This window comes from Paenibacillus ferrarius (assembly GCF_002027705.1).
Taxonomy (GTDB): domain Bacteria; phylum Bacillota; class Bacilli; order Paenibacillales; family NBRC-103111; genus Paenibacillus_E; species Paenibacillus_E ferrarius.
The window spans coordinates 111,847-131,805 of the sequence record NZ_MBTG01000066.1 but is presented as its reverse complement, the minus strand read 5'-3'; the positions used below and the strand labels follow the sequence as shown (position 1 = coordinate 131,805).

Annotated in this window: 27 protein-coding genes; 5 read left to right on the top strand and 22 right to left on the bottom strand. The window is 38.1% G+C overall.

All coding sequences use genetic code 11. The features are described from left to right. Positions 1-17: 17 nt before the first annotated feature. From BC351_RS42630 to BC351_RS42625, 11 genes are all read right to left on the bottom strand, one after another. On the bottom strand, positions 18-716 hold the full coding sequence (locus tag BC351_RS42630; RefSeq protein WP_158082372.1) for a YxiJ family protein: 699 nt from the start codon (positions 714-716) through the stop codon (positions 18-20). A 66-nt stretch (positions 717-782) separates the two neighbouring features. Continuing rightward, complete coding sequence (locus BC351_RS37975) at positions 783-1,091, bottom strand: hypothetical protein (protein ID WP_079420877.1); 309 nt, start codon at positions 1,089-1,091, stop codon at positions 783-785. A 178-nt stretch (positions 1,092-1,269) separates the two neighbouring features. Continuing rightward, the gene (locus BC351_RS37970; protein ID WP_079420876.1) at positions 1,270-1,572 is read right to left on the bottom strand and encodes a hypothetical protein; all 303 of its coding nucleotides are present in this window, start codon (positions 1,570-1,572) and stop codon (positions 1,270-1,272) included. Between the two features lie 171 nt (positions 1,573-1,743). Then, the gene (locus BC351_RS37965) at positions 1,744-2,181 is read right to left on the bottom strand and encodes an AAA family ATPase (protein WP_079420875.1); all 438 of its coding nucleotides are present in this window, start codon (positions 2,179-2,181) and stop codon (positions 1,744-1,746) included. A gap of 2 nt (positions 2,182-2,183) precedes the next feature. Further along, positions 2,184-2,921, bottom strand: a complete 738-nt coding sequence (locus BC351_RS37960; protein WP_079420874.1) for a tRNA(His) guanylyltransferase Thg1 family protein — start codon at positions 2,919-2,921, stop codon at positions 2,184-2,186. Between the two features lie 148 nt (positions 2,922-3,069). Then, a complete protein-coding gene (locus BC351_RS44575; protein ID WP_425270964.1) occupies positions 3,070-3,426 on the bottom strand; it encodes a hypothetical protein in 357 nt (118 codons plus the stop codon). Positions 3,427-3,486: 60 nt separating this feature from the next. Further along, the gene (locus tag BC351_RS37950; protein WP_079420872.1) at positions 3,487-4,122 is read right to left on the bottom strand and encodes an immunity protein Imm33 domain-containing protein; all 636 of its coding nucleotides are present in this window, start codon (positions 4,120-4,122) and stop codon (positions 3,487-3,489) included. 702 nt (positions 4,123-4,824) lie between these two features. Further along, positions 4,825-4,932: a putative holin-like toxin gene (locus tag BC351_RS43705; RefSeq protein WP_244209316.1), complete on the bottom strand. Its 108-nt coding sequence runs from the start codon at positions 4,930-4,932 to the stop codon at positions 4,825-4,827. Positions 4,933-5,035: 103 nt separating this feature from the next. Continuing rightward, positions 5,036-5,557 (bottom strand): hypothetical protein, encoded by a 522-nt coding sequence (locus tag BC351_RS37945; protein ID WP_079420871.1) that lies wholly within the window; start codon positions 5,555-5,557, stop codon positions 5,036-5,038. Between the two features lie 434 nt (positions 5,558-5,991). Further along, positions 5,992-6,936, bottom strand: a complete 945-nt coding sequence (locus BC351_RS37940) for a hypothetical protein (protein ID WP_079420870.1) — start codon at positions 6,934-6,936, stop codon at positions 5,992-5,994. Positions 6,937-7,102: 166 nt separating this feature from the next. After that, positions 7,103-7,279, bottom strand: coding sequence for a hypothetical protein (locus BC351_RS42625; protein WP_158082371.1), 177 nt, complete (start codon positions 7,277-7,279; stop codon positions 7,103-7,105). A 213-nt stretch (positions 7,280-7,492) separates the two neighbouring features. On the opposite strand from BC351_RS42625, the gene BC351_RS37935 reads away from it, so the two are divergent. Beyond that, positions 7,493-8,029 carry an RNA polymerase sigma factor gene (locus BC351_RS37935; protein WP_079420869.1) on the top strand — a complete coding sequence of 179 codons (537 nt, stop codon included), beginning with the start codon at positions 7,493-7,495 and terminating at the stop codon, positions 8,027-8,029. Next, positions 8,022-9,056, top strand: a complete 1,035-nt coding sequence (locus BC351_RS37930; RefSeq protein ID WP_144028659.1) for a hypothetical protein — start codon at positions 8,022-8,024, stop codon at positions 9,054-9,056. The genes BC351_RS37935 and BC351_RS37930 overlap by 8 nt, the downstream gene beginning before the upstream one ends. A gap of 58 nt (positions 9,057-9,114) precedes the next feature. On the opposite strand, the gene BC351_RS37925 is transcribed toward BC351_RS37930, so the two are convergent. From BC351_RS37925 to BC351_RS37910, 4 genes are all read right to left on the bottom strand, one after another. Next, a complete protein-coding gene (locus BC351_RS37925; RefSeq protein ID WP_079420867.1) occupies positions 9,115-9,420 on the bottom strand; it encodes a hypothetical protein in 306 nt (101 codons plus the stop codon). 307 nt (positions 9,421-9,727) lie between these two features. Beyond that, a complete protein-coding gene (locus BC351_RS37920; RefSeq protein WP_079420866.1) occupies positions 9,728-10,753 on the bottom strand; it encodes a LacI family DNA-binding transcriptional regulator in 1,026 nt (341 codons plus the stop codon). Between the two features lie 28 nt (positions 10,754-10,781). Continuing rightward, a complete protein-coding gene (locus BC351_RS37915) occupies positions 10,782-11,336 on the bottom strand; it encodes an HAD family hydrolase (RefSeq protein ID WP_079420865.1) in 555 nt (184 codons plus the stop codon). Beyond that, a complete protein-coding gene (locus BC351_RS37910; protein ID WP_079420864.1) occupies positions 11,314-11,532 on the bottom strand; it encodes an oligopeptide/dipeptide ABC transporter ATP-binding protein in 219 nt (72 codons plus the stop codon). The genes BC351_RS37915 and BC351_RS37910 overlap by 23 nt, the downstream gene beginning before the upstream one ends. A 245-nt stretch (positions 11,533-11,777) precedes the next feature. Here BC351_RS37910 and BC351_RS37905 point away from each other — a divergent pair, with 245 nt between their 5' ends. Together BC351_RS37905 and BC351_RS37900 are read left to right on the top strand one after the other, a co-directional pair. Then, the gene (locus BC351_RS37905; protein WP_079420863.1) at positions 11,778-12,359 is read left to right on the top strand and encodes a TetR/AcrR family transcriptional regulator; all 582 of its coding nucleotides are present in this window, start codon (positions 11,778-11,780) and stop codon (positions 12,357-12,359) included. Between the two features lie 21 nt (positions 12,360-12,380). Continuing rightward, a complete protein-coding gene (locus BC351_RS37900) occupies positions 12,381-13,004 on the top strand; it encodes an HXXEE domain-containing protein (RefSeq protein WP_079420862.1) in 624 nt (207 codons plus the stop codon). 57 nt (positions 13,005-13,061) lie between these two features. On the opposite strand, the gene BC351_RS37895 is transcribed toward BC351_RS37900, so the two are convergent. Together BC351_RS37895 and BC351_RS37890 are read right to left on the bottom strand one after the other, a co-directional pair. Beyond that, complete coding sequence (locus BC351_RS37895; RefSeq protein WP_079420861.1) at positions 13,062-13,508, bottom strand: acetyltransferase; 447 nt, start codon at positions 13,506-13,508, stop codon at positions 13,062-13,064. A 61-nt stretch (positions 13,509-13,569) separates the two neighbouring features. After that, positions 13,570-14,127, bottom strand: coding sequence for a GNAT family N-acetyltransferase (locus BC351_RS37890; protein ID WP_079420860.1), 558 nt, complete (start codon positions 14,125-14,127; stop codon positions 13,570-13,572). A 335-nt stretch (positions 14,128-14,462) separates the two neighbouring features. On the opposite strand from BC351_RS37890, the gene BC351_RS37885 reads away from it, so the two are divergent. Next, the gene (locus BC351_RS37885) at positions 14,463-15,083 is read left to right on the top strand and encodes a hypothetical protein (protein ID WP_079421030.1); all 621 of its coding nucleotides are present in this window, start codon (positions 14,463-14,465) and stop codon (positions 15,081-15,083) included. A 139-nt stretch (positions 15,084-15,222) separates the two neighbouring features. Here the strand turns inward: BC351_RS37885 and BC351_RS37880 are convergent, their stop codons facing one another. The 5 genes from BC351_RS37880 to BC351_RS37860 form a co-directional block, all read right to left on the bottom strand. Then, positions 15,223-15,579 (bottom strand): GIY-YIG nuclease family protein, encoded by a 357-nt coding sequence (locus tag BC351_RS37880; RefSeq protein ID WP_079420859.1) that lies wholly within the window; start codon positions 15,577-15,579, stop codon positions 15,223-15,225. A 38-nt stretch (positions 15,580-15,617) separates the two neighbouring features. After that, positions 15,618-16,700, bottom strand: a complete 1,083-nt coding sequence (locus BC351_RS37875; RefSeq protein ID WP_244209315.1) for a vWA domain-containing protein — start codon at positions 16,698-16,700, stop codon at positions 15,618-15,620. Between the two features lie 11 nt (positions 16,701-16,711). After that, positions 16,712-17,830 (bottom strand): AAA family ATPase, encoded by a 1,119-nt coding sequence (locus tag BC351_RS37870; protein WP_079420858.1) that lies wholly within the window; start codon positions 17,828-17,830, stop codon positions 16,712-16,714. A 23-nt stretch (positions 17,831-17,853) separates the two neighbouring features. Continuing rightward, on the bottom strand, positions 17,854-18,333 hold the full coding sequence (locus BC351_RS37865) for a DUF6530 family protein (RefSeq protein ID WP_079420857.1): 480 nt from the start codon (positions 18,331-18,333) through the stop codon (positions 17,854-17,856). Between the two features lie 217 nt (positions 18,334-18,550). Then, the gene (locus BC351_RS37860; RefSeq protein ID WP_079420856.1) at positions 18,551-19,939 is read right to left on the bottom strand and encodes a DUF3329 domain-containing protein; all 1,389 of its coding nucleotides are present in this window, start codon (positions 19,937-19,939) and stop codon (positions 18,551-18,553) included. Between the last annotated feature and the right edge of the window lie 20 nt (positions 19,940-19,959).

Here is a 19,959-nt window from a genome sequence, read left to right as displayed (position 1 = left end):
TCATCATCCCCCTTTGTTCACAATTCAAGAATCTCCAGCAACAGCTTCCTAGCTTTTTCATAACTCTTATACTCAGTATTAAATATTGAAAATTGAGCGATATTCATTTCAAGAAATATGTATTTAGTGAATCTTTCAAAAAAGTTCATTTTAAGTAAGTTTATCTGCCTCAAAGGTATATCGTCTTCATGACCATTTAAAACATAACTAATTGTTCCTGTAATTGTCATACAATAATCATTGAAATCCGCATTGAAGATCTCATTTGGAATTAAAGAGAACTCATGTTTATACATAGCCTGAATTCTGTCAGTATCTCTATAAGGAAAAGGGTTGAGTAATTCATTGCTATACAGATTACGTAGATCACTTACTAGCTTCGATTTATCCATCAATGCCTTCAACTTATCACTATCCCATGCAAATACCAGTGGTGAACCCTTCTCCGTTGGCTTCCACCCTTGTTTAATTGCTTCGATGATAATCATGACAACATCTTTGGGCTTGACTACCTTCAAATTCAAACTATCAAGATTTGGGAATTCAACCCAAAAATCGTTAATGTCAGATTTTATGTGTACTTCAATTCTGCGTCCCTTTTCCTTTCCATGTTCCACTATTAACACAATTAGTCCTTTGGTTGTTGCGGAGATAGTCCACCTGAATTCTTCATCTCCTACAATGATTTTCCTAGAACCCTTCTTACCTAGTGTCAATTTTTCACCCTTGAGATAAATTCCAATCTAAATTATTCCTTGTTTTATACATTCTTAATGTTCTACCTAATTAAAAACAGTATCCCAAATTTGCTTTACAACATGTGGACGACTCTCTTGAGGATAAAATAAAATAGAAACTACAATTGTTAATAGGACAATTACTACATATCTAAGTGTATATCGAGGTTGTTTATATATTTTCTGATTTATTCCGATAATAATGATGATACTGTTTACTATAAAAATTAATGGTAATGCAACAATTCTCCCTAATCCTGTGAATGGAAATTGTTCAACTAATAACCAAACAACTAGGACAGAAGGTAGCATTGCAACCAAAAAATTCAAAATGCTACTACTAATTATTTTCAAATCAATTGTTCTCCTTTTAGCCAGATATATCAATGAAATCCAAGTTTTAATGAATAAGTAAGCGCTGGCTTAGGCACTATTCCGTACAACCGCAATAATTCATCAGTTCTATCTATCGTCATATGTATATGCCAACATCCTTTTGAAAATCAATTCAGCTTCGTTTTCTTCCTCATAATCATAATAGAAGTTGTTCGATTTCATGAGTAATAACCGCAATATCTCTTGATTCAAAACGGATAACTGGATTTTCCCAATCTTCGTTTTTTATAAGAACCAATACATAATTCCCTTCCACTTTGGCTTCGGGATACCAACCTAAATCAACCATAATATTATCTTTATGTAGTTGTAATAAGTCCTCCGTAAAGTTCCAGCAAAATGATGTATCTTCTTCAACAAAGTGAGCAGGGTCTGCTTCATCAAACACATTCCAATTCACTTTCCAGCCTGTGGGGATTCGCAATGGTTGTAAAGCCATAAGGGTCACCTTTGATTATCTTTCTGATTTAAATTCCTGTTACCATTGAAAGTTCGGTTATTGAATATTCCCTACCTTTAAAATTGAAATGGAGTTCATGCCCTATAGCTAAGTCTCTTTCTAAGTCTTCGTATGAATACGACAATACGAATCACATAGACTCGTTTTATTTCATTGCACAGTGTCAATAATAAATTCTCCCTTAAGCGATCTTACAATGTATAGTTCATCAAAACCTTCACTCATTTGAGGAGACTGAAGTTTACTCATTACACTTTTAATACCTACCTCTGGAACTTTCTCCTTGCCTTGGCGAGTTTCATTTCTCTTGATTGATTCGTCAAAATTAGGCTCAAAAAAATATCCAACTATTTTGTATTTAGAATCCTTAGCCATATCAATATATTTTTTTCTGTCTTCAATCGTTGGATTTGTATTATCAACGACAAAAGATTGCTTGGCTTGAACTGAAGCTGCAAGATAGATATTTTCTCTATGTCTTGTTTTCAACATATCCAAATTTATTCGCATGTGTGTATTAAAAAATCTTTCTTTGAAGAAAGTCGATTTACCTGACGCTTGAATACCAACGAAAATAACGCATTCCACAATTACTCATCCTTATCCAAAAATACATATTGGTTAATGTAATTTCTATTCTGTGAGAATATTGGCGTTTCATGATCAACATCCCATTTAGTCCTTTGCGTTTCTCCTTTGTAATACTGCTGCTTATTGATGCAAACTCCTCTTTTCTGCCATATGGGCAGATCGTTCCAATTAATATCCTTCTCTAAAAACAGCTTATCTTGAAGTTGCTTTCCAGTGAGACCATGCAACTGTTTATGTGGGAAGTTTGCTTGTGCCACCATTGAAATGCTATTTTTGGTAGCATCTTGCTGTCTCCATAAGAAGTAATTTGCTACTTCATCGTGTGGCATTACCCATGCCCTACTATCGAAAGTTGCCAGTGGTTTATCTGGATAATACGGTTTGATTATCTCATTGAATTTCGCTGTTGCCATCGATGCAGATACTGAGACCATTTTTTGAATATTATTTTCAAACCATGATTGAGTTGTTAACTTATCATAGTTTGTAAGTAAGATTGATATTTCATCACTTTGTTGATATACAATTTTACATCCCATTATATTTTGAGCGAGGTCCTTACAAGTTTCCCATAATGCATTTGTTAGTGTTTCATCAAAAGGTTTTTTCATTCCTTTTGTGAAGGTATGGAAGTGACAACCATCAATCCTTAAGATGACAGGAAGTCTACGCGGCAAACTGTCTCTAAATGCGTTTTCATATTGCTTCATTCTGTTGCCAAAGTCATCTTTCTTCATATCTATTCATTCCCTTTCCTGTTAACAGAATTGATTCTTTTAGTTCATATCTTCCTCAGCCAATATTAAAAGGTAGTGCGACTGTTAGATTATTTTGTTTTGCAAAATCCTCAATTACAAATGAAATTCTTGATTGAATTATCTCTCATTATTTTTCCCTTTTAAAAGACTGTACTTTCGTAGTAAAAATACTCAACACCACAGAGAGTACTACATATGTCCAAAAACCATGAATTTCGAAGCCAGATAAATACCTATCAAGCAACCACAACTTTATGGGTGTTAGAATAATGGAGGCTAGAATAAGCAAAGGAGTTGTTAAACAACCAATGCCCACAACAATTGAAAGCATTGACGCAGCTAGCATCAAACTGTATAGGAAGCTAATAACAAACATAAGGATAGACGCAAGTATCAATGTCTTTGTATCCGCGATAGATATGTATTGATTAAAGTACTCATTACCTATCCAAAACACTATCAAAGTAACCAGTAAATTGAGCAAATTTCTCAACTAACAAAACCTCCTTAAACGTATATAGACTTATTTTTTCATTACTTTTATTTACTCATGAATGCTCCAGTCATAATTTTCAATTTTCACAAGAATATCAGTATCTTTGTCTCTCTCATACGCACAATGTAAGGTTTCGGAATTGTCAATAAACTCCAAAATAGAATCATCCATATTTAACATCTTTCCAACTGAAATCACTTGGAAATTCTCTGAGTTAGCAGAAAATTCATCATCCTCATATCCACTAAAGAAGACCCATCCCAAATCATGCTCATTATCTGGGTCGAACCGTAACATGAAGTTAAACTCATTCCTTGATAGTACATCATTACTTACTGTAATTTTCTTATCAAAATAGTAGTCCATGTCCTTAGCATACGGATCATCTAGTTGAGTACTGCAAATATGTTCTGATTTAAAATCAATCAAATCACCATGCTGAAGTGAACTCAAATAGTATGGCTGATTAGCTAACTTCCCACGGAAGTCAGTTTCATTTCGCTCAAGGATTTCCACCCACATTCTCTCAGCTTGACATCCATTATCAAATGTCTCCGTTGCCATGAATATTAGCTTAACTAAATCGCCTACTTTCAGTTGAGTTATTACTTGATCGCTTGGAAGATAAAACGTATAAGGTGATTCTTTATGAATTTCAACAGCGCTATCTAATTTCCACGTCATTATCTATTTTCTCTCCTACGGTTTGATTGTTATCTTCTTTTTACTGTTCTTTGTTGTTATCTACTTCTGCTTCTTTCTTCTCTTATTTTTTCTCATCATCTACTTTTCGCTTCTTATTACTATCGTCGTTCTTGCTCTGGGTCTGGTACAATACGGTCCCCTGTCTATTATTTGGGACATCTTTATATAATCTTTTAGGCTGAATAACATTATTATTGTGAGTAAATGTCCTACCATTTTATTCCCAAACAGTGCGTTGAAGTTGTGTAATCATATTGCCAGATAAATTACCAAGCGATACATTATTACTCGTAGATTCTTTCTTACTACCGGGGGGGCATTGTCTTTTGCTTATTGCGTGTTTTGCCTAGATTTATGAACATTCCCATCACGCCTCCTTCTCACTCCCTCATCATTTCAATAATCCACAATGATCTATTTTATTAAACAAACAACATGTTATTCAAAAAAGTTGTCAGCATAATCTTTATGAGCATTTTAGTTAGGAAAGGATGTGTATTTTATATATGGCAAATTGTAGCTACAAAGTATATAATAATATTTACAAGCGTACAATAAAAGAGAGTGCAAACGCGTCAACGTCTACACTCCCGCACCACGATAGCCGCTTTTAAGGGCGGTTGGCTTTAGACTTATAGGTAAGGCGTTAGAATAGACCGCGTTCCTCGTCAAAAGGGCGGTCTATTTCTTTTTCTGCGAAAGTTCGATGATTTTAATAATCAGCGTTAGAAACGCAATAAGCAGCGCACTAGAGCTAATGACAATAATCATAACGTCTTTCACATCCATGGGGCATCACCTCCTCTGCAGGAGACTAGCCGACCGCCCATATAAGCCATTCTATTGTGATTGGATTATTATACCATTTTGTAGAGATTGATGCGAGATAAGATTAATCATAGCCGCAACCAAATTCGCAAACAAAAAATGTTTTTTCTGTTTCTCCAAAACAATGATGACACGCGTATATATCAATAACTTCTATTAAGCTTGCCTGACTATGTCGAACTCTAAATTGCTCAATTCGTTCTTCAGAAAAATCATTATGATTTAACCAATATGTTACTTCATTAATAAATTTTAAAGGACTATACTGCTTTATGTTTACGTTTTTGTGATGACCAGGAATCCAAATAGTTTTTAAAATTTCAGCCCATCTTGCTTCTGTAATTGACTCGTCATCCAGATTCCATTCATTTTCGGAATAAAGCCATTTAATAAACAATATGCTATAGGCTTGCTGATAATCATCAACATATGACTTATTAATAGATAAATAATTCACACCAACTGGATATTTAAACGAATCTATCTCATCAAACACGTATTTTCTTAAATCAACTGATGCAGCTATTTCAGAAAAATAATCAACATTGTTTAATAACTCAGTAATGCAAACAATTATTTTATTCATTTTTCGGTCACCTCAAAACTTCAACGATTCTTGTCTCTTTATTCACAATATCCTCATTTAATTAAGCGTATTTAGCACAAGGATAAATGCCAGAACAGGCACATCTATGACCCAGACTAATAAAATCGCTCTTTCATTGACTAAGTAATTCATTAATCTTATCTATTTTTGTTACGTCCTTTTCATTGTTTTTTGTCCTTCTGTAGCTGTCCTTCAAGCTTCTTGAATAAACTTTTAAAAAGTCTTCTAGGACTAATGATTGATACTTCACTCCAACTAATTCAACCAAATCGAGCTTTTTGTAATCCACACCTGCAAAATCATTTAAATCTTCGACAAATGCAAATGCCAGTTTGACTCCGTCCTTGCGAAATTCATGCTCTCTCTTATTACAATCACCATATATTTATAAATCGTACACCTGTACTCTACATCTATTCTTTAAAATTAAAAAAATGTATATCACTGTTGGAAATTGTTGTCTTATTACCCAACAAATCAAAAATGATATAATATTGATTTCGATTTTTTTCTAAATTCGGCTCTATTCCTTCATTTACTGAAAATAAGTATCGAGCTTTCCTTTTAGGGAGTATCTGAAATATAGCACTTATATCTTCTGTATCTACTTTTTTATGGTTCAAAATATGTAAATAATTAAACACTTCACCAGATCTGGAATCTATCATTTGAGATCCAATATCAAGTGATATTGATTCTCTTAAATCTCTCGTTTTCTCAAATATCAATCTAAAATCATTTATTACCGTTTGGCTACTTCCTCGACTATACGCTCTACAAACGTTTGTTATACCTCCAACTAATGACGTACAAATAAAATCATTCTTCTCATCTATCCTACTGCAGTAATCATTATTATATAAATTTCTACAAACAGTCATTTCTTTTTCACTAAAGAACATGTCTATTCCATCATCGTTCTCATCTAATAACAATTTCAAATTTTTGAATTTACTGTCTCTAAAACCTAGTTTTTTTATTAGATAGTCAATATCGCTTTTAGAAACACTTTGTTTGTTTGATTTAATAGTATAATAAATATTACTATCATTACCAATAAATGTGTAATTTGGTGCAATTGAATTTGAGATTACGACATTATGGATAGAATTGTATGAAGAATATGAGATAAATAAAATCCAATACCCAAATACAATAATCATCGATATTATCCAATATCTTTTTGCTTTCACTTGCTTTCTAATAATGAAATGATTTGAAAACACATAAATTATCAATAAAATAATAGTAGGTATTAATCCAATTCCCCAAACTAGTATAAGAGGAATAGAAATAAACAATCCTACACCTATTATTATATTAATTAGCAGAAACATAATCAGAACAAGTCTTTTCAAAAGAATTCTCCTCAGAATTTGAATTAAAACTTACTTTTATCTATTGGCAATTTTTTCTAATTCCCCAAGTATTTTTACGTTATTGAAGTTCTCAATACTTATTTTCAGTTCTTTAATCAAATAAATTAATCCATTTGCCCAACACTCATCGTTTTCCTTGGTTGCTCTATTTGACAACCGCAGCATTGTCCCAGCATGGCTTGCTACACAACTCATTTGATTGTTTAGCAAGAAGAATCACGTCATCATCTTTCAATTTTGTTAATTCTGTTATTGCATTTTGTTGGATGCATTCAAGATTATTCCAATCTAAATCTTTCATCAACTGATATATTTCATCCAAGTTATTCACCTTCTATTTCAATAAATTACCATTACCTTCAAGTTATTATACAGCAAAAAACCAGCTTTGACTGATATATGTAGTAGATTTCCTTTGAGAAACTTCGATTTTAACGAATTACAATAATCCCAACTTCAAGAATAAAACAAATTTTCACCACAACAAGGGAACTTCTCTAGCCCTACTCTTGTCTAATAGGATGGGGGTGAACAGATGGATTATCAATATCTAACATATATGAATCACATAGACAAAACCGATCTGAACCATCTGATGACCGAGTATGGGACTGATGTATGGAAATATGCTTATGCGATCACACGAAACCGCGAGCAGGCGAGCGATGTGGCTCAAGAGGTTTTTATTAAGGTGTACAACCATATCGGCTCTTATCGCGGGCAATCTTCGTTGAAGACGTGGCTTTTGTCCATTACGAGGAATGAAGCGATCAATGTGCGCAGGTCAAGCTATGTGCGTCGCATCATGTTGTTTGAGAAAGTGAAGCCTCACGCTACTGGGGCGTCCGCCGAAGTGGCTTTTTTGGGCGAACAATCGGCCCGGGATATTTGGGCAATTGTGATGAGCTTGTCAACCAAACTTCGTGAAGTACTTGTGCTGGATTTGGAACATGATCTTAAGATATCCGAAATGGCTCGCTTGTTGAATGTATCGGAGGGTACGGTCAAGTCGAGACTTAGCCGCGCGCGCAAAATGGTAGAGAAGAAATGGAGGGAAAATGACCGTGAGTGAACCCAAACCAGCTTGGTACGAAATTGCCAAAAAAGGCTCAATAGCAAGCACTCCATTTGACGAGGAATTAAAGCGGTCTGTATTAAGCAAGGTTGATCGACGCGAAACGCGGTATTTGCAGTCGGTTAAACAAGTGTTGGCGGCAATATTGGTATGCATGGCACTGGGATTGTCCTTGCTGCTTGTAACAAATGAAGGGGTTTTATTTAAAAAAAGCGAGCAAGCCGCATCCCCTCCGGCAGGAACTCCATTTCAATCCGTTTCGGGTAATGACACCAACAAGGAACATCCTTTTGCGTATAAGCTGCTCGACGCCAGACTCACTGGCAATGGCAGCATAATTTCCATGAACGACCCCGACATCCTGCCAGGATTGGGCAATAAGGTGAACCCGCTGCATGCTTATGACAATCGGATGATCTACAAGATATCCTATACTGATATCGAAGTGCTGAGCAAAAAGGATTTGGACGGTTTTGGCACCCTCTTGAAGTATAAGGCGATTAAGGATGACCCCAAGTTGCCATACTTCAAAAAAGGGGAAGAACATTTTGGATACACCGTTGACGGCTTAACCGGACCTGAGGTTATATATGACTTTGGGACTGGCAACCTCTATGATGCTCAGATGGCTGTAACGCGTGTATTTGGTCACCAGACTCTGAAAATATGGCTAGTATGCGGAGCCGATGGCATCCGTGTATGTACTTATTATAATCGTGAGCAAAACGGGGGAATGGCCAGTTATTTGGAGTTCGATAATGCGACGATGTACGAACGCGATCTCAACGGAGATGGATTGGAAGAAGCTATCGCTGTTTCTAATACAACTGGACAGATTTATATCTTCAAGGAAAATGCGGAGCAATTATATTGGGTCAGCGTACGAGAGACGCTTGGGGCAGGCGAACAAGATGTAGTGTCCTACGAAGAAGCATCAGGAATGTTTACGGTGCTGAAACAGGATATTGGTCTCAGGAAGTACCGATATATCGAGAATGCGGATAAGTTTGTGTTAGTAGAATGAAGAATTTCGATTTGGAAGCAGCGCGCACCGATTGAAATTCCGGTGCGCGCTCGTTTTATTAAATAAAGAAAAATGGCAAAAGAAATAATAAAGCAATGGATGACCACAATAATGGGTTAAAACCGCCAAAACCCCAAGCTGAGGTTTGCGCCTTGTTTTTGATTACCTTCAGCTCTTTTTTTACTTTACCAGGTTTGGTTGAAAGAACTGTAGCATTGTTGAAACCCTGGTTAATAAATAATCCTTGTCCTGAGACATTGTCTAACGTTCCTACAACCTGAGTGCCATCATGAAGAACTGCACATACCTGTTGTCCGATGTAGGGTCTGCATGACTCTGCACATATTGGATAGATGGGTTGCATTCCTGATTCCTCCTCGTTTAATAATCCTATTAGCTTTAAATTTAAACATCGCTTAAAAAGGCCGCACTCGTTGCATCATGCCAATCCAAACCTCAGCATTACCTCCTTCAACAACAAGTCTCTTCATTTTATGGAGGTGATCAGCATCATGACCTAGACAAGAATGTAGAAGGGGAAAATTGTACTCTCTTTTATACTGCGGCTGGGACGAAAAATAAAAAAAGAAGAGGTTGCCCTCTTCTTTTAAGTTTATTCATGGTTTCTTTGTTAAGGAAGTTTAGCAGCCTGCTAAACAATAGGGATATGCTCACACCGATGAACAAGAATCTCGCTCAACAATCTTGCTATCTACGATCCAATGATTCGTAAACTCGCCTTCTAGGACAGACAGCTTATGCATGAGCAGCTTGACGGATTGAACACCAAGCTCGGAAGGCTGCAAATCCATTCCCGTTAAGGAAGGCGTCACTTGATGCATCATAGAAAGATCACCGCAGATGACGAACAATGAGATGTCCTCCGGTACGCAGTAACCCAGATCCTTCAGTGCATTCATCGCACTGAATGCCGTGCGGTCATCATCTGAGATAATGGCGGTCACCTTTTCTTCGAGATTTGCTAGCGTATTGTACGTTTCATCGTAACCATATCTCATATATTCCTCTGAATATATAAGCGGCTTGTAATGAATCATATGCGGTCGAAGCTCGATCTGATGTGCCTCCAAGGCATGAATGAACGCCTCAGTCCGTACAATAGAAACGGTCATTTGCTGACCCGCGTTAAGAAACATGATGTTTCGATGACCCTTGCTAATCAAATAGTTGCATATATCATGAATGATTTTGTCATTGTTGTTATTTACGGTAGAAACGTCCTCAATGCCTTGATTCATGATTTTGCCAACCGTGACAAAAGGAATTTGATTCTGATGCAGCAGCTGAATACGCCTATCTTCTTTCGTTGGACCTAGCACAATAGCACCGTCAATGGGGTAACTGGCAAGGGAAGGTGTCTTGACCTCCTCGACAGCTATCATGTCCAGCAGTACGCGATATCCATAAGTAGAAGCTTCCAGAATAACTCCGTTGATGAATTGATTATGAAAGGCGCTGAAGAAGAAATTCCCGTGTGGAATCGTAAGGCCGATCGCCATTGTTTTCTTAGTGACTAAACTCCTTGCAGTGTGATTCGGCACGTAGTTCAATTCTCTGGAAACCCTCAACACTCTTTCCGTCACCTTTGGACTCGTAGGTCTTTTCTGGCTAAATACATTGGATACGGTTCCTTTGGAAACTCCCGCCAGACGGGCGACATCGTCGATTTTTGCCATTGTGCAGTAACATCCCCTCCAAGCAGATTCAAGCTAATTGTAAATTAAGTGCTTCCACCAAATCAATCAAGGCTTGCGGCTCACTTATGGTATAATTCGGAATTTCCAAATCATCTGCAGGTGCTTTCGGGTACCTCTCGGTCCAGCTTAGGAAAACACTGGTTATTCCTAATTCGTTAGCTCCTCTGACATCCCGGCTCAGGTTATTTCCAACCATAATGATTCGCGAATAATCCTTTTCGCTTAGATCCATTGCGCCAACTGCCGCCTTAAACATGCGAGGGCTGGGCTTTGAAGCTTTGACAGGCTCTGAATAGGTCAATGTTTCAAAATAATCATACAGGCCATTCTGAGTCAGTAAATTTTTGAAAGATTGCGCATCGCCGTCGGCGACAAGAGCCAGCCTATAGCCTCGTTCGGCAAGTGTCCTCACCATGATGTCTGCGCCAGGAATCACTTTGCCATGAATCACAATCCCTTGTTCATCGCGTATTTCAGTACCCTCATCAATAATTGTATCTCCACAATCCAAAAAAACAATTAATTTCTTTTCTTCGGCCTTAGATTCCGCTTGCTGTTTCATTCTCTGCACCCCTCAGATTTAATTCCTCCGCATAATGACAAGCTGTGAAGTGATTATGTCCTACTTCACGGAGCTGCGGAACTTCCTTTACACACTTATCTGTTCTATATGCGCATCTTGGATGAAAGTGGCAGCCGCTTGGCGGATTTGCCGGATTCGGAACCTCGCCTTCCAAGATGATCCTATTCTTCTTCAGCTCCGGAGAGCGGAAATCTTTCGTCTATTAAACCGGTTTAATTTAAGAATCAGGATATTTGTAAGCGCTTCATTAAAACGCTTTATTTGTATAATACATTGCATCATGCCTGTGTGCAACAAAATTTTTACAGAAGGTGGAAAATAGCGAGATTAAGACTTGAAATAACAAAAAGAAGTGCTACAATAAATTTAAACAACGTTTAAAACATCGTTTTATTTTTTAAGATCGATAGGAGGTCAAAGATGGAAACGAACAAAAAAAGTGAAACAAAAGAAAAAATTATGCATGCCATTCTAGAGTTGGCCAAAAAAGAAGGCTTTGAAAGTATCACCATAAGAAAAATTGCTCAGGTTTCCGGCACCAATGTTTCTCTCGTTAACTATTACTTTGGTTCTAAAGAAAACTTAATCAGCGAATCCATTAAATTGATCTTGAACAGTTTCCAGCATACTTTTGCTGTACTTGATGACCCCTCCTTGCCTGCCAAGGAGAGATTGAAACAATTTCTGCTTGATTATTTACTAGTCATTCGCCAATATCCCGAATTGCTCTCCAGAATCATTCTTATGGGAAACACTGTTTTCGCATCTCAGCATGAGTATGGCTCATTTTTACAAATGTTGGGGTTTCCTAAGGTTCAAGCTATTTTAAAAGAAATAACCGGTGAACAGCAGCCCGAGCAGTTGATTATGATGATGGTGCAAATTTTTGGAGCCATCTTTCTACCTGCACTCATGAGTCCCATTCTGGAATCGGGGGCTTCTGTGCATATAGCACCTATAGATAAACAAATTGAGCTGCTCTTTGAACGATATTTTCATTAAAAAATCATTGAGGTGATGAATATGAACTTTTTGAGAAAATATTGGCAAGATTTAGGATTTGCAGTGGCACTTCTTGTAGGTTTCTATCTGATGATCAATTGGGAATCGCTCCCCCAACTACAAGTCATTTTATGGTTAAGTTTTGTTGCGATTCTCCTTCATCAATTTGAAGAATATCGTTGGCCGGGGTATTTTGCCGGTCTGTTTAACCAGGTTATATTTAGAAGTGAGGCGCCTGAAAGATATCCGCTGAATAAACAATCTGCCATGATTATTAATCTAATCATCGCTTATGTGTTTTATTTGCTCCCTCTTTTGTTCCCCTCCATCGTCTGGCTGGGCCTCGCCCCCGTTATGATGGGCTTTTTCCAAGTCATATGGCATGGAGTCTTCGCAAATATGAAAGCGAAAAGCTTATATAATCCAGGATTATTTTCTTCACTGTTCCTTCATGTCCCTATCGGGATCTGGTATCTCTCGTATGTGAATAAACACAGCTTAATAAACCCAACTGACTGGATTGTGGGCACGATCTATTTTATCGTCGCCGTTTATATTCTCATTGTGAAAGGGAACATGTGGCTTCGAAACAAAAGCTCCCTTCATAGCTTTTCCAAGAAACAATTAGGACCCTATCGTAGTTAACACCTGCGAAAATAAAAAGAATATGGAGCTCTTCTTCGAAAGAAAAGCCCCATATTCTTACTTTATTAATTCTAAATGCAGCAATGGAAAGGGATTTCCTGAACCATCAAGTTCAGAACGCCCTATCTGTACAAAACCAAATTTCTTATAAAAAGCAACTGCACCTTCGTTTTGCTCGTTGACATCAACTTGAAGAGTACTGCCTTTTAATTTCTCCGCATGATTAATTAATCGACTTCCAACCCCTTGTCCGTGAAACTCAGGATCAACGAATAGCATTTCAATTTTCATACCATCAAGCCCAATAAAACCTATCGGCACCTGACTTGTGTTCAATTCCAACCAAACCTCTGAAGATTGCAGAGCTTCATTCTGAACCATCTTGTGATAAAAATTAATATCTTCTTCCGTTAAGAAAGTATGTGTTTGAATCACAGCTCGATGCCAAATATCCACTAGTTTATCGTGATATTTCACTTGATAGCTAACAATTTCGTTGTGCATATATGATCCTCCAAGATTGTATTAGCGATAACTCGTAGTCTCTACAAGACTATTCAATTATCTAATTTAACCATTTAATCATCCGGTCGAATAGATGTCCGCTGACCGTTACGACGCCATCTTCCTTATATCCCATCTTAACGTACAATAGCTTGGCAGCCGTATTTTCTTGATCTACGAGCAGCATAATTTTATCATGGCCAAGCTCTGCGGCTTGCTGTTCGAACAACCGCAGCAGCTTGGTTCCAATTCCTCTGCCTTGATAGTCCGCGTGAACGGCAATGGAGTCCAAATAATATTCATCCTCGCGTGCTTCACGTTCAATGGTTTGCACTGCGCTGCCAATTGCAGATAGACGTTCGAGAAATGGACGATCCAGCTCCGCCGCTCGACTGCCATGATAGGCAAGCATAAAGGCGATCACGCGCTCGTCTTCTTCCAACACTAGGACGTTTTCGAAGCTGATGCGGTTTCCTTTTTCCCGGAAAAACCCCTCCAGAACATGGAGAGCTGTCCCGACATCATTGGTGCCTGCCAGTGTGTGGACAATATCGCCTATCGCCGTATACATTAAATTAATGACTGCAGTCGCATCTTCTTTTTTGGCCTGTCGTATCATGAATGTTCCTCCTGTATTAAACAAATCCCTAGATAATTAATATCAATATCAAATTAAAAAAGTCTGTAACATACCCCTGCAGCTACCAATACTTGTTTGCATTCACCTTTTATAGCACAAGGGGATTTCTCATTCTTTCTATATATAAAGTATACCCGTAATATAACAGAAGACAACCAACCGGTTTTATTCATATTCATTTAAAGGAATTTCATATTTAAAGTCGCTGTTCTGTGTTCGTTAAAAATCATTACTTCCAACTACAACCAAAAAAAGCGCGTATATGGTATAATATTGTCGAGATTTGCCATTTTATGATATTGAAAGGGACTAATATGAAAAAACTAATTTTACTGATTTTTGTTTTATCAATTGTTGGATGCCAATCGGCTAAAGTTGAGGATCAAACTTTAACTGATAAGAATGCCATTCAGAGCGAAACTAAGAGAGACGAAAAACCTCAGCAAGTCGAAGTAGACAAAGGACTTTTAAATGTTGAAATCACACTTCCTGCATCCATGTTCAAAGGTCAAGATGTAGAGCAGGTGATAACCCAAGCGAAAGCGGAAGGTGTTAAAGAAGCGACCAAAAATGAAGACGGTTCTATCACTTATAAGATGTCTAAATCAGTCCACACTGAACTAGTAAAAGAAATGGAAGCCCAAATTTTAAAAACTATTGAAGATGTTAAGAGTGGTAAAAACTTTCCATCAATTAAGGATGTTTCTTATAACAAGCCATTTTCCGAGTTTACTTTAACAGTAGATAAAGAAGCTTATGAAAAAAGCTTCGATGGATTCGCATCCTTAGGAATTGGACTCAGTTCCATGTATTATCAACTGTTTAATGGAGTTTCTTCAGATAAAAATAAAGTGACCATAAATATTAAAGATGAGAAGACCGGAAGTGTTTTTAAAACCGTTGTTTATCCTGACGCACTGGAAAAAATGAAATAATGATTATCCACTTATAGTGAGTGAATTACTTAATCCAAAGACCGACCAAAAACCCCGTGTAACGTTAACGGGGTTTTTAAATGTAATGGTTTTTTTGGCGAAATCCCACCGTGAGACATGAAAGTCTATTAAATGTCAACTAAGCTTTCAACCTATTATACCCTTTATCCCCATAAGGCTGAAGTTCATCCAACCACAGCTTTTCCATCTGCTTAAGTTCCCACTTGATGTCTGCAACGTCATCCGTTTCTTTCTCCTCCAGCACTTCGAAAGCAAATGCCTCGGCCCCTAGTTCCTTCCAATCATTTTGCAATTGGGCATTGGCGAACCTTCCCGAATCCAGCTGCATCTGAATGGTCATCCATTTGTTTTTGAGATTGGGGTAACTATCTACGTAAATTTTGCCGCTGATCTTATTCATAATTTGTATGACACCCATATAGGTCTTTATCTGCTTGAATTCTTCCTGCAGCTCCTTGCGCTTGCTCTTGTCCATATATATCTCCTTTCAACGTACACATAAGTTTACTGCTATCACAAATATCTTGCGATGATCCGAACCAGCTGTGCTGGCAGCTCTGTCAGATTGGTAATATCCAGAAACCTTTCGTTTCCATAGATGTGGTTGATTACATCCTTGTCTTGGCCAATCGCGGCTGCAAGGAATGTAATTCCTTTGCGTTCATATTCGGCAATCGTTTGCTGCATATCTTGGGTCGCATAGCTTCCCGTATAATCGTCCATTGCTTTCGGCTGTCCGTCGCTTATGCTGATCAACAGCTTGGTCTGTTGCGTTGTTTTGGCTAAACGCTCGGCCATAATTCGAAGCGCCATGCCATCCCGATTGTTGCTTCTAGCTCGAATCCCCATCAGTCTGAAGCGGTCATTGGCATCCACTTGGTCATAATCCGCATAAGCATAAATGGACATTTGCTCTAATTTGGAGACATCCGCCGTATCACCGTAAATTAAAATGGGAATATGACAAATTGCACAAAACTCATATACGGCCATTACAGCCCGCTTGGCTGCTTCTAATCTTCCAAAAGCCGCCATAGATGCTGATTCATCAATCCTTAAACCAACCGCAAGTGAAGGCGAATCCGTTGGCGGACGTTTTTTGGCAAAATACTTAAAATCCCGATAAGCCACACTATCTGCTTGAAATTTACTGCCATAATAATGATTCCTTGCGAATTCAGCAGAAATATCATGTTCCAACAAAGGAAGCGTCTTTCTGGCAATTTCTCTTATGACAGGCATAAGCTCATTACTTAAGCTTTCATATTCCTGCTCACTGTTCGGACCGTATTCGGGACGGTGAACAATGAGTTTAACTCCTTTGTGAATCGAATCAGACACAATCGTCCTTGCGTCTTGATTTAACTTTTTGCGGAAATCCCGCTCCTTTTGCTTCGCATTCTCAAGCATGGCTTCAGGGTTGGCCTGATGATATTTGGGAGTACCCGCCTCCCCTGTATCTGAACTTTCCATATCCGTTGAATCATCAGAAACGTCAGAAGTGCTATCGTCACTATCCGCTGATTTCTTCAAGGCGATTCCCTGCTCCTCTTCACTGCTCACATGCTCACAATCGGTGTCGTCTATTTCTCCCATTGTCTTGATTTCTACCGTATCAAAAATTCGTTTTTTTTTTGAAAATTGATCTCGACTTCATCCAGACTTGCTAACAAGCCATGTTTTTTCAGGGCATCTTCCAGCAATTTGATTTCTTCTGAATCGGTCGTTATTTTGTAAATGACCTTATGATAAAGCGATTCTCTTGCCGAAGCGCCTTCGGCTACAGCGTCTGCCCAGTAGAAGTAGGATCGCATTCCAGCGACGCCTTTAATGCCACTCGCCCGGGCTGTTTTATCCAAGATAATTATGATATCCGCCAAGAGGCCAAGTACCTTTTGATTCCTATATTCGGTTTTGGCCATTGCCCGTTCTATCATCATGTCTTTCGATGGGAGGTCCATCTTTTCCGAATGCTGTATTCTGTCACGCAGTGCCTCGTTTAGTGGCCTTGTCCCCGCATAACTGCGATTAGTTGTGATGATTGCTATGAAATCGGGGTGTCTGTGAATCATTTCTGTAGGAAGATTAATGCTCCCGTCCAGCTCCAAAGCAGAATTGAGTGCCATTAATACCGCGGCATCCCGTATAACCGTTGGTTCTTGAATTTCTAGCAGATAGCCTTTTTGAAAAGCTCTAACAATCTCAGAAGGGTAAAAACGATACTCAACAACGTCGTCCTCGGTATTTTGAGCCATCATCTTCAATAACCTCTTCATCTTTAAAGCTGCCTGTTCCTGCGAAATGCCCAGCACGTTCATCACGATTTCCGATGTGCTTTGAAAACTATCGCTCTCATATATGGCTTTCAAGACAAGTTGATCCTCGGACTGCATCTGTTCTAATCGTTCATTTGAAATAACCGGTAGAATAGAGCCAATAATATCGGATTTGTCCATATCGGCAAAACACGTCACTTTCGTATAGGGCAGCCCTAAATCAGCTGAAAGTGCTTTGGCTAGCTGCGTTTTGCCTGAACCGGCATCACCTTCTAACAAAATATTGGCGATTTTCATTTCTCCCCGATGCCAATTGCGCTTTATTTCATTACAAATACGCCGCTCTTCTTCACTTTCCTTATGAGACGATGGCTTTGTCCAGACGAGCCCTTTTTCTATCTCCGTTAATTGTCTAGTTGGTGACAGTACATTATTTTCATGTTTACTCATACCCGCATTCCTTTCGATAAATTTTAATAACCCATTTCTTTTAACAGACGGGATAAAATACTAAGCCTTTCTCCAATCATTTCGCCATCATCACTAAGCGCCTGCGCGAACAGTTTAATATCATGATCAATCATCGGATTGTCTTCACATACAGCCACAGTCATAGCATTCCCTTGCAGACCAATACGGTCTATCGTGGCGTTCTCTGGATCATACAGCTTCGGAAACCGATAAGCCTCCTGGAAGTGCAAGCTGCTTCTGCATATTAGAATAGCCAGATCAAGTACACGATGCATAGGCAGCTCTTCGGATTGACGGGACCATTTCTCCCCAGTATGCCTCCATACTTTTGCCGAAATATCGACCTTCCCTCTGTCATTCCACTGAGCTAATCCAAGGGATATCCCTTGAGCATCCGTGTTTAGGGCATATCTGCCGTCCACCTGCTCATAATTCTCGGATACGATGACAGGTTTATGTTTTAAAGTTGTTGGTATTTTCATTTTTTGGCACACTCCATTTTATAATTTACTAAATTACTTATTTACTGATTTACTAAATGACTACTTCATAATAACCTGCAATTCACCAACAGTCAATACGGTCATATGACCAAAAGCTGGTGCTGCAACTTAGTCTTGCTTCATCTTGCCGCGGTTACTCGGCTTTTCAAATAAAAGAAAAAACCCATGCTCAGCAATGGGTTTAAGGCTTCCTTACCTAATGATCTAGTTCTTTAATCGACTTAAAGCCATAATATTGGGCATAAATAGTATTGGGCCAAACATTTGGGTTACCCCCTATATCGCTAATGAAGACATGACGATTCAGAGTTTGGTATGGACTTGATTTATCAATACTAAATGGTTTTACGATAACCGAATCATTGCCTGTTTGTTTTTCATTATTCAATGAATTCATCCTTGCATTATTTTCATGATACAGGATCGAATATTGCCTGATTACAAATCCCATCGTAACGATTAAAAAGCAAATGGTTGCTATATTTAATGTCTTCACAATTTTAATGTTAAACAACCTTTTCGTGACTTCAATTCTTAATAACCCCAAAACTCCGATGATAAGGAATACACTGGACCCAAAACCTGCTCTTAGAGGAAATTGCGGTGAAGCAAACATAATGAGGTTATTTAGAATACTGAAACCGATAAATGTAAAAGAATAAAGGAAATCATGACCGTACGTAATCAACATATTTTTGAATGAAAGCTTGTTCCTAACCAAATAATTCAATAAAACTGACATTATCATTATAAAAGCAATCCAAACCGGTACTTGGAATTTCATGATACTAATGGTCATAAATGCTGGAACCTTGATATGATACAAGAGAAATGAATAGTCGGCAGGTTTTTCCATATGACTAGCTCTGACCATATTGCCTGGCGCCAAAATCAAAAATAAATAGCCAATCATAGTCCCCGCAAACCCGGCTAACATCCACTTGCCCATCATTCGTTTCTGTAAGAAATATACAACAGCAATAGCTGTAAGGATAAGTACTAACAATGATGTATTCTCGTTCGACCATCCCGCAAGTATTCCCATTATGAACATACCAAGCAATTGAATAATGTTGTCCTTAACAAACACCGCATTGGACAAAAGCTTAAGCCGGTACGGTATTAAAAAAAGCAACATGATGACAGTCGTCCACAGATAATTAACGGACCCAATTAACCAAATTGTTGTTTCTCCAAAGCTAGGTAAACTAACCCAGCACAATAACGCGATCAACAGTACAATCGAAACATTTCGACTGAATTTCAGCTTCTTGCCTTGAGAATGCCAATAAATAAGATAAATGAGCGCAACATAGACCAGCGCATTCAAGAATGATCTTAACAATTTGCTTGTCATTAAAAGGGTTTGACCTAAGGTATGCGCAACCGTCCTGCCTCCCCATTGAACATAGTGCATTTGCTGCGATTTCACGACATCAATAAGATTTTCAATTTTCTTTGACTTATCCCACATGAATGAGTAATTAAAATCGTCTGCAAATAACGGTGTCAACAAATTGAGCGTGAACATAACCAGGAAAATGAGGGTCAAAATAATTACATTCTTATTTTTAATAATAACCACAATTTTTCCCTTCTTTGTCT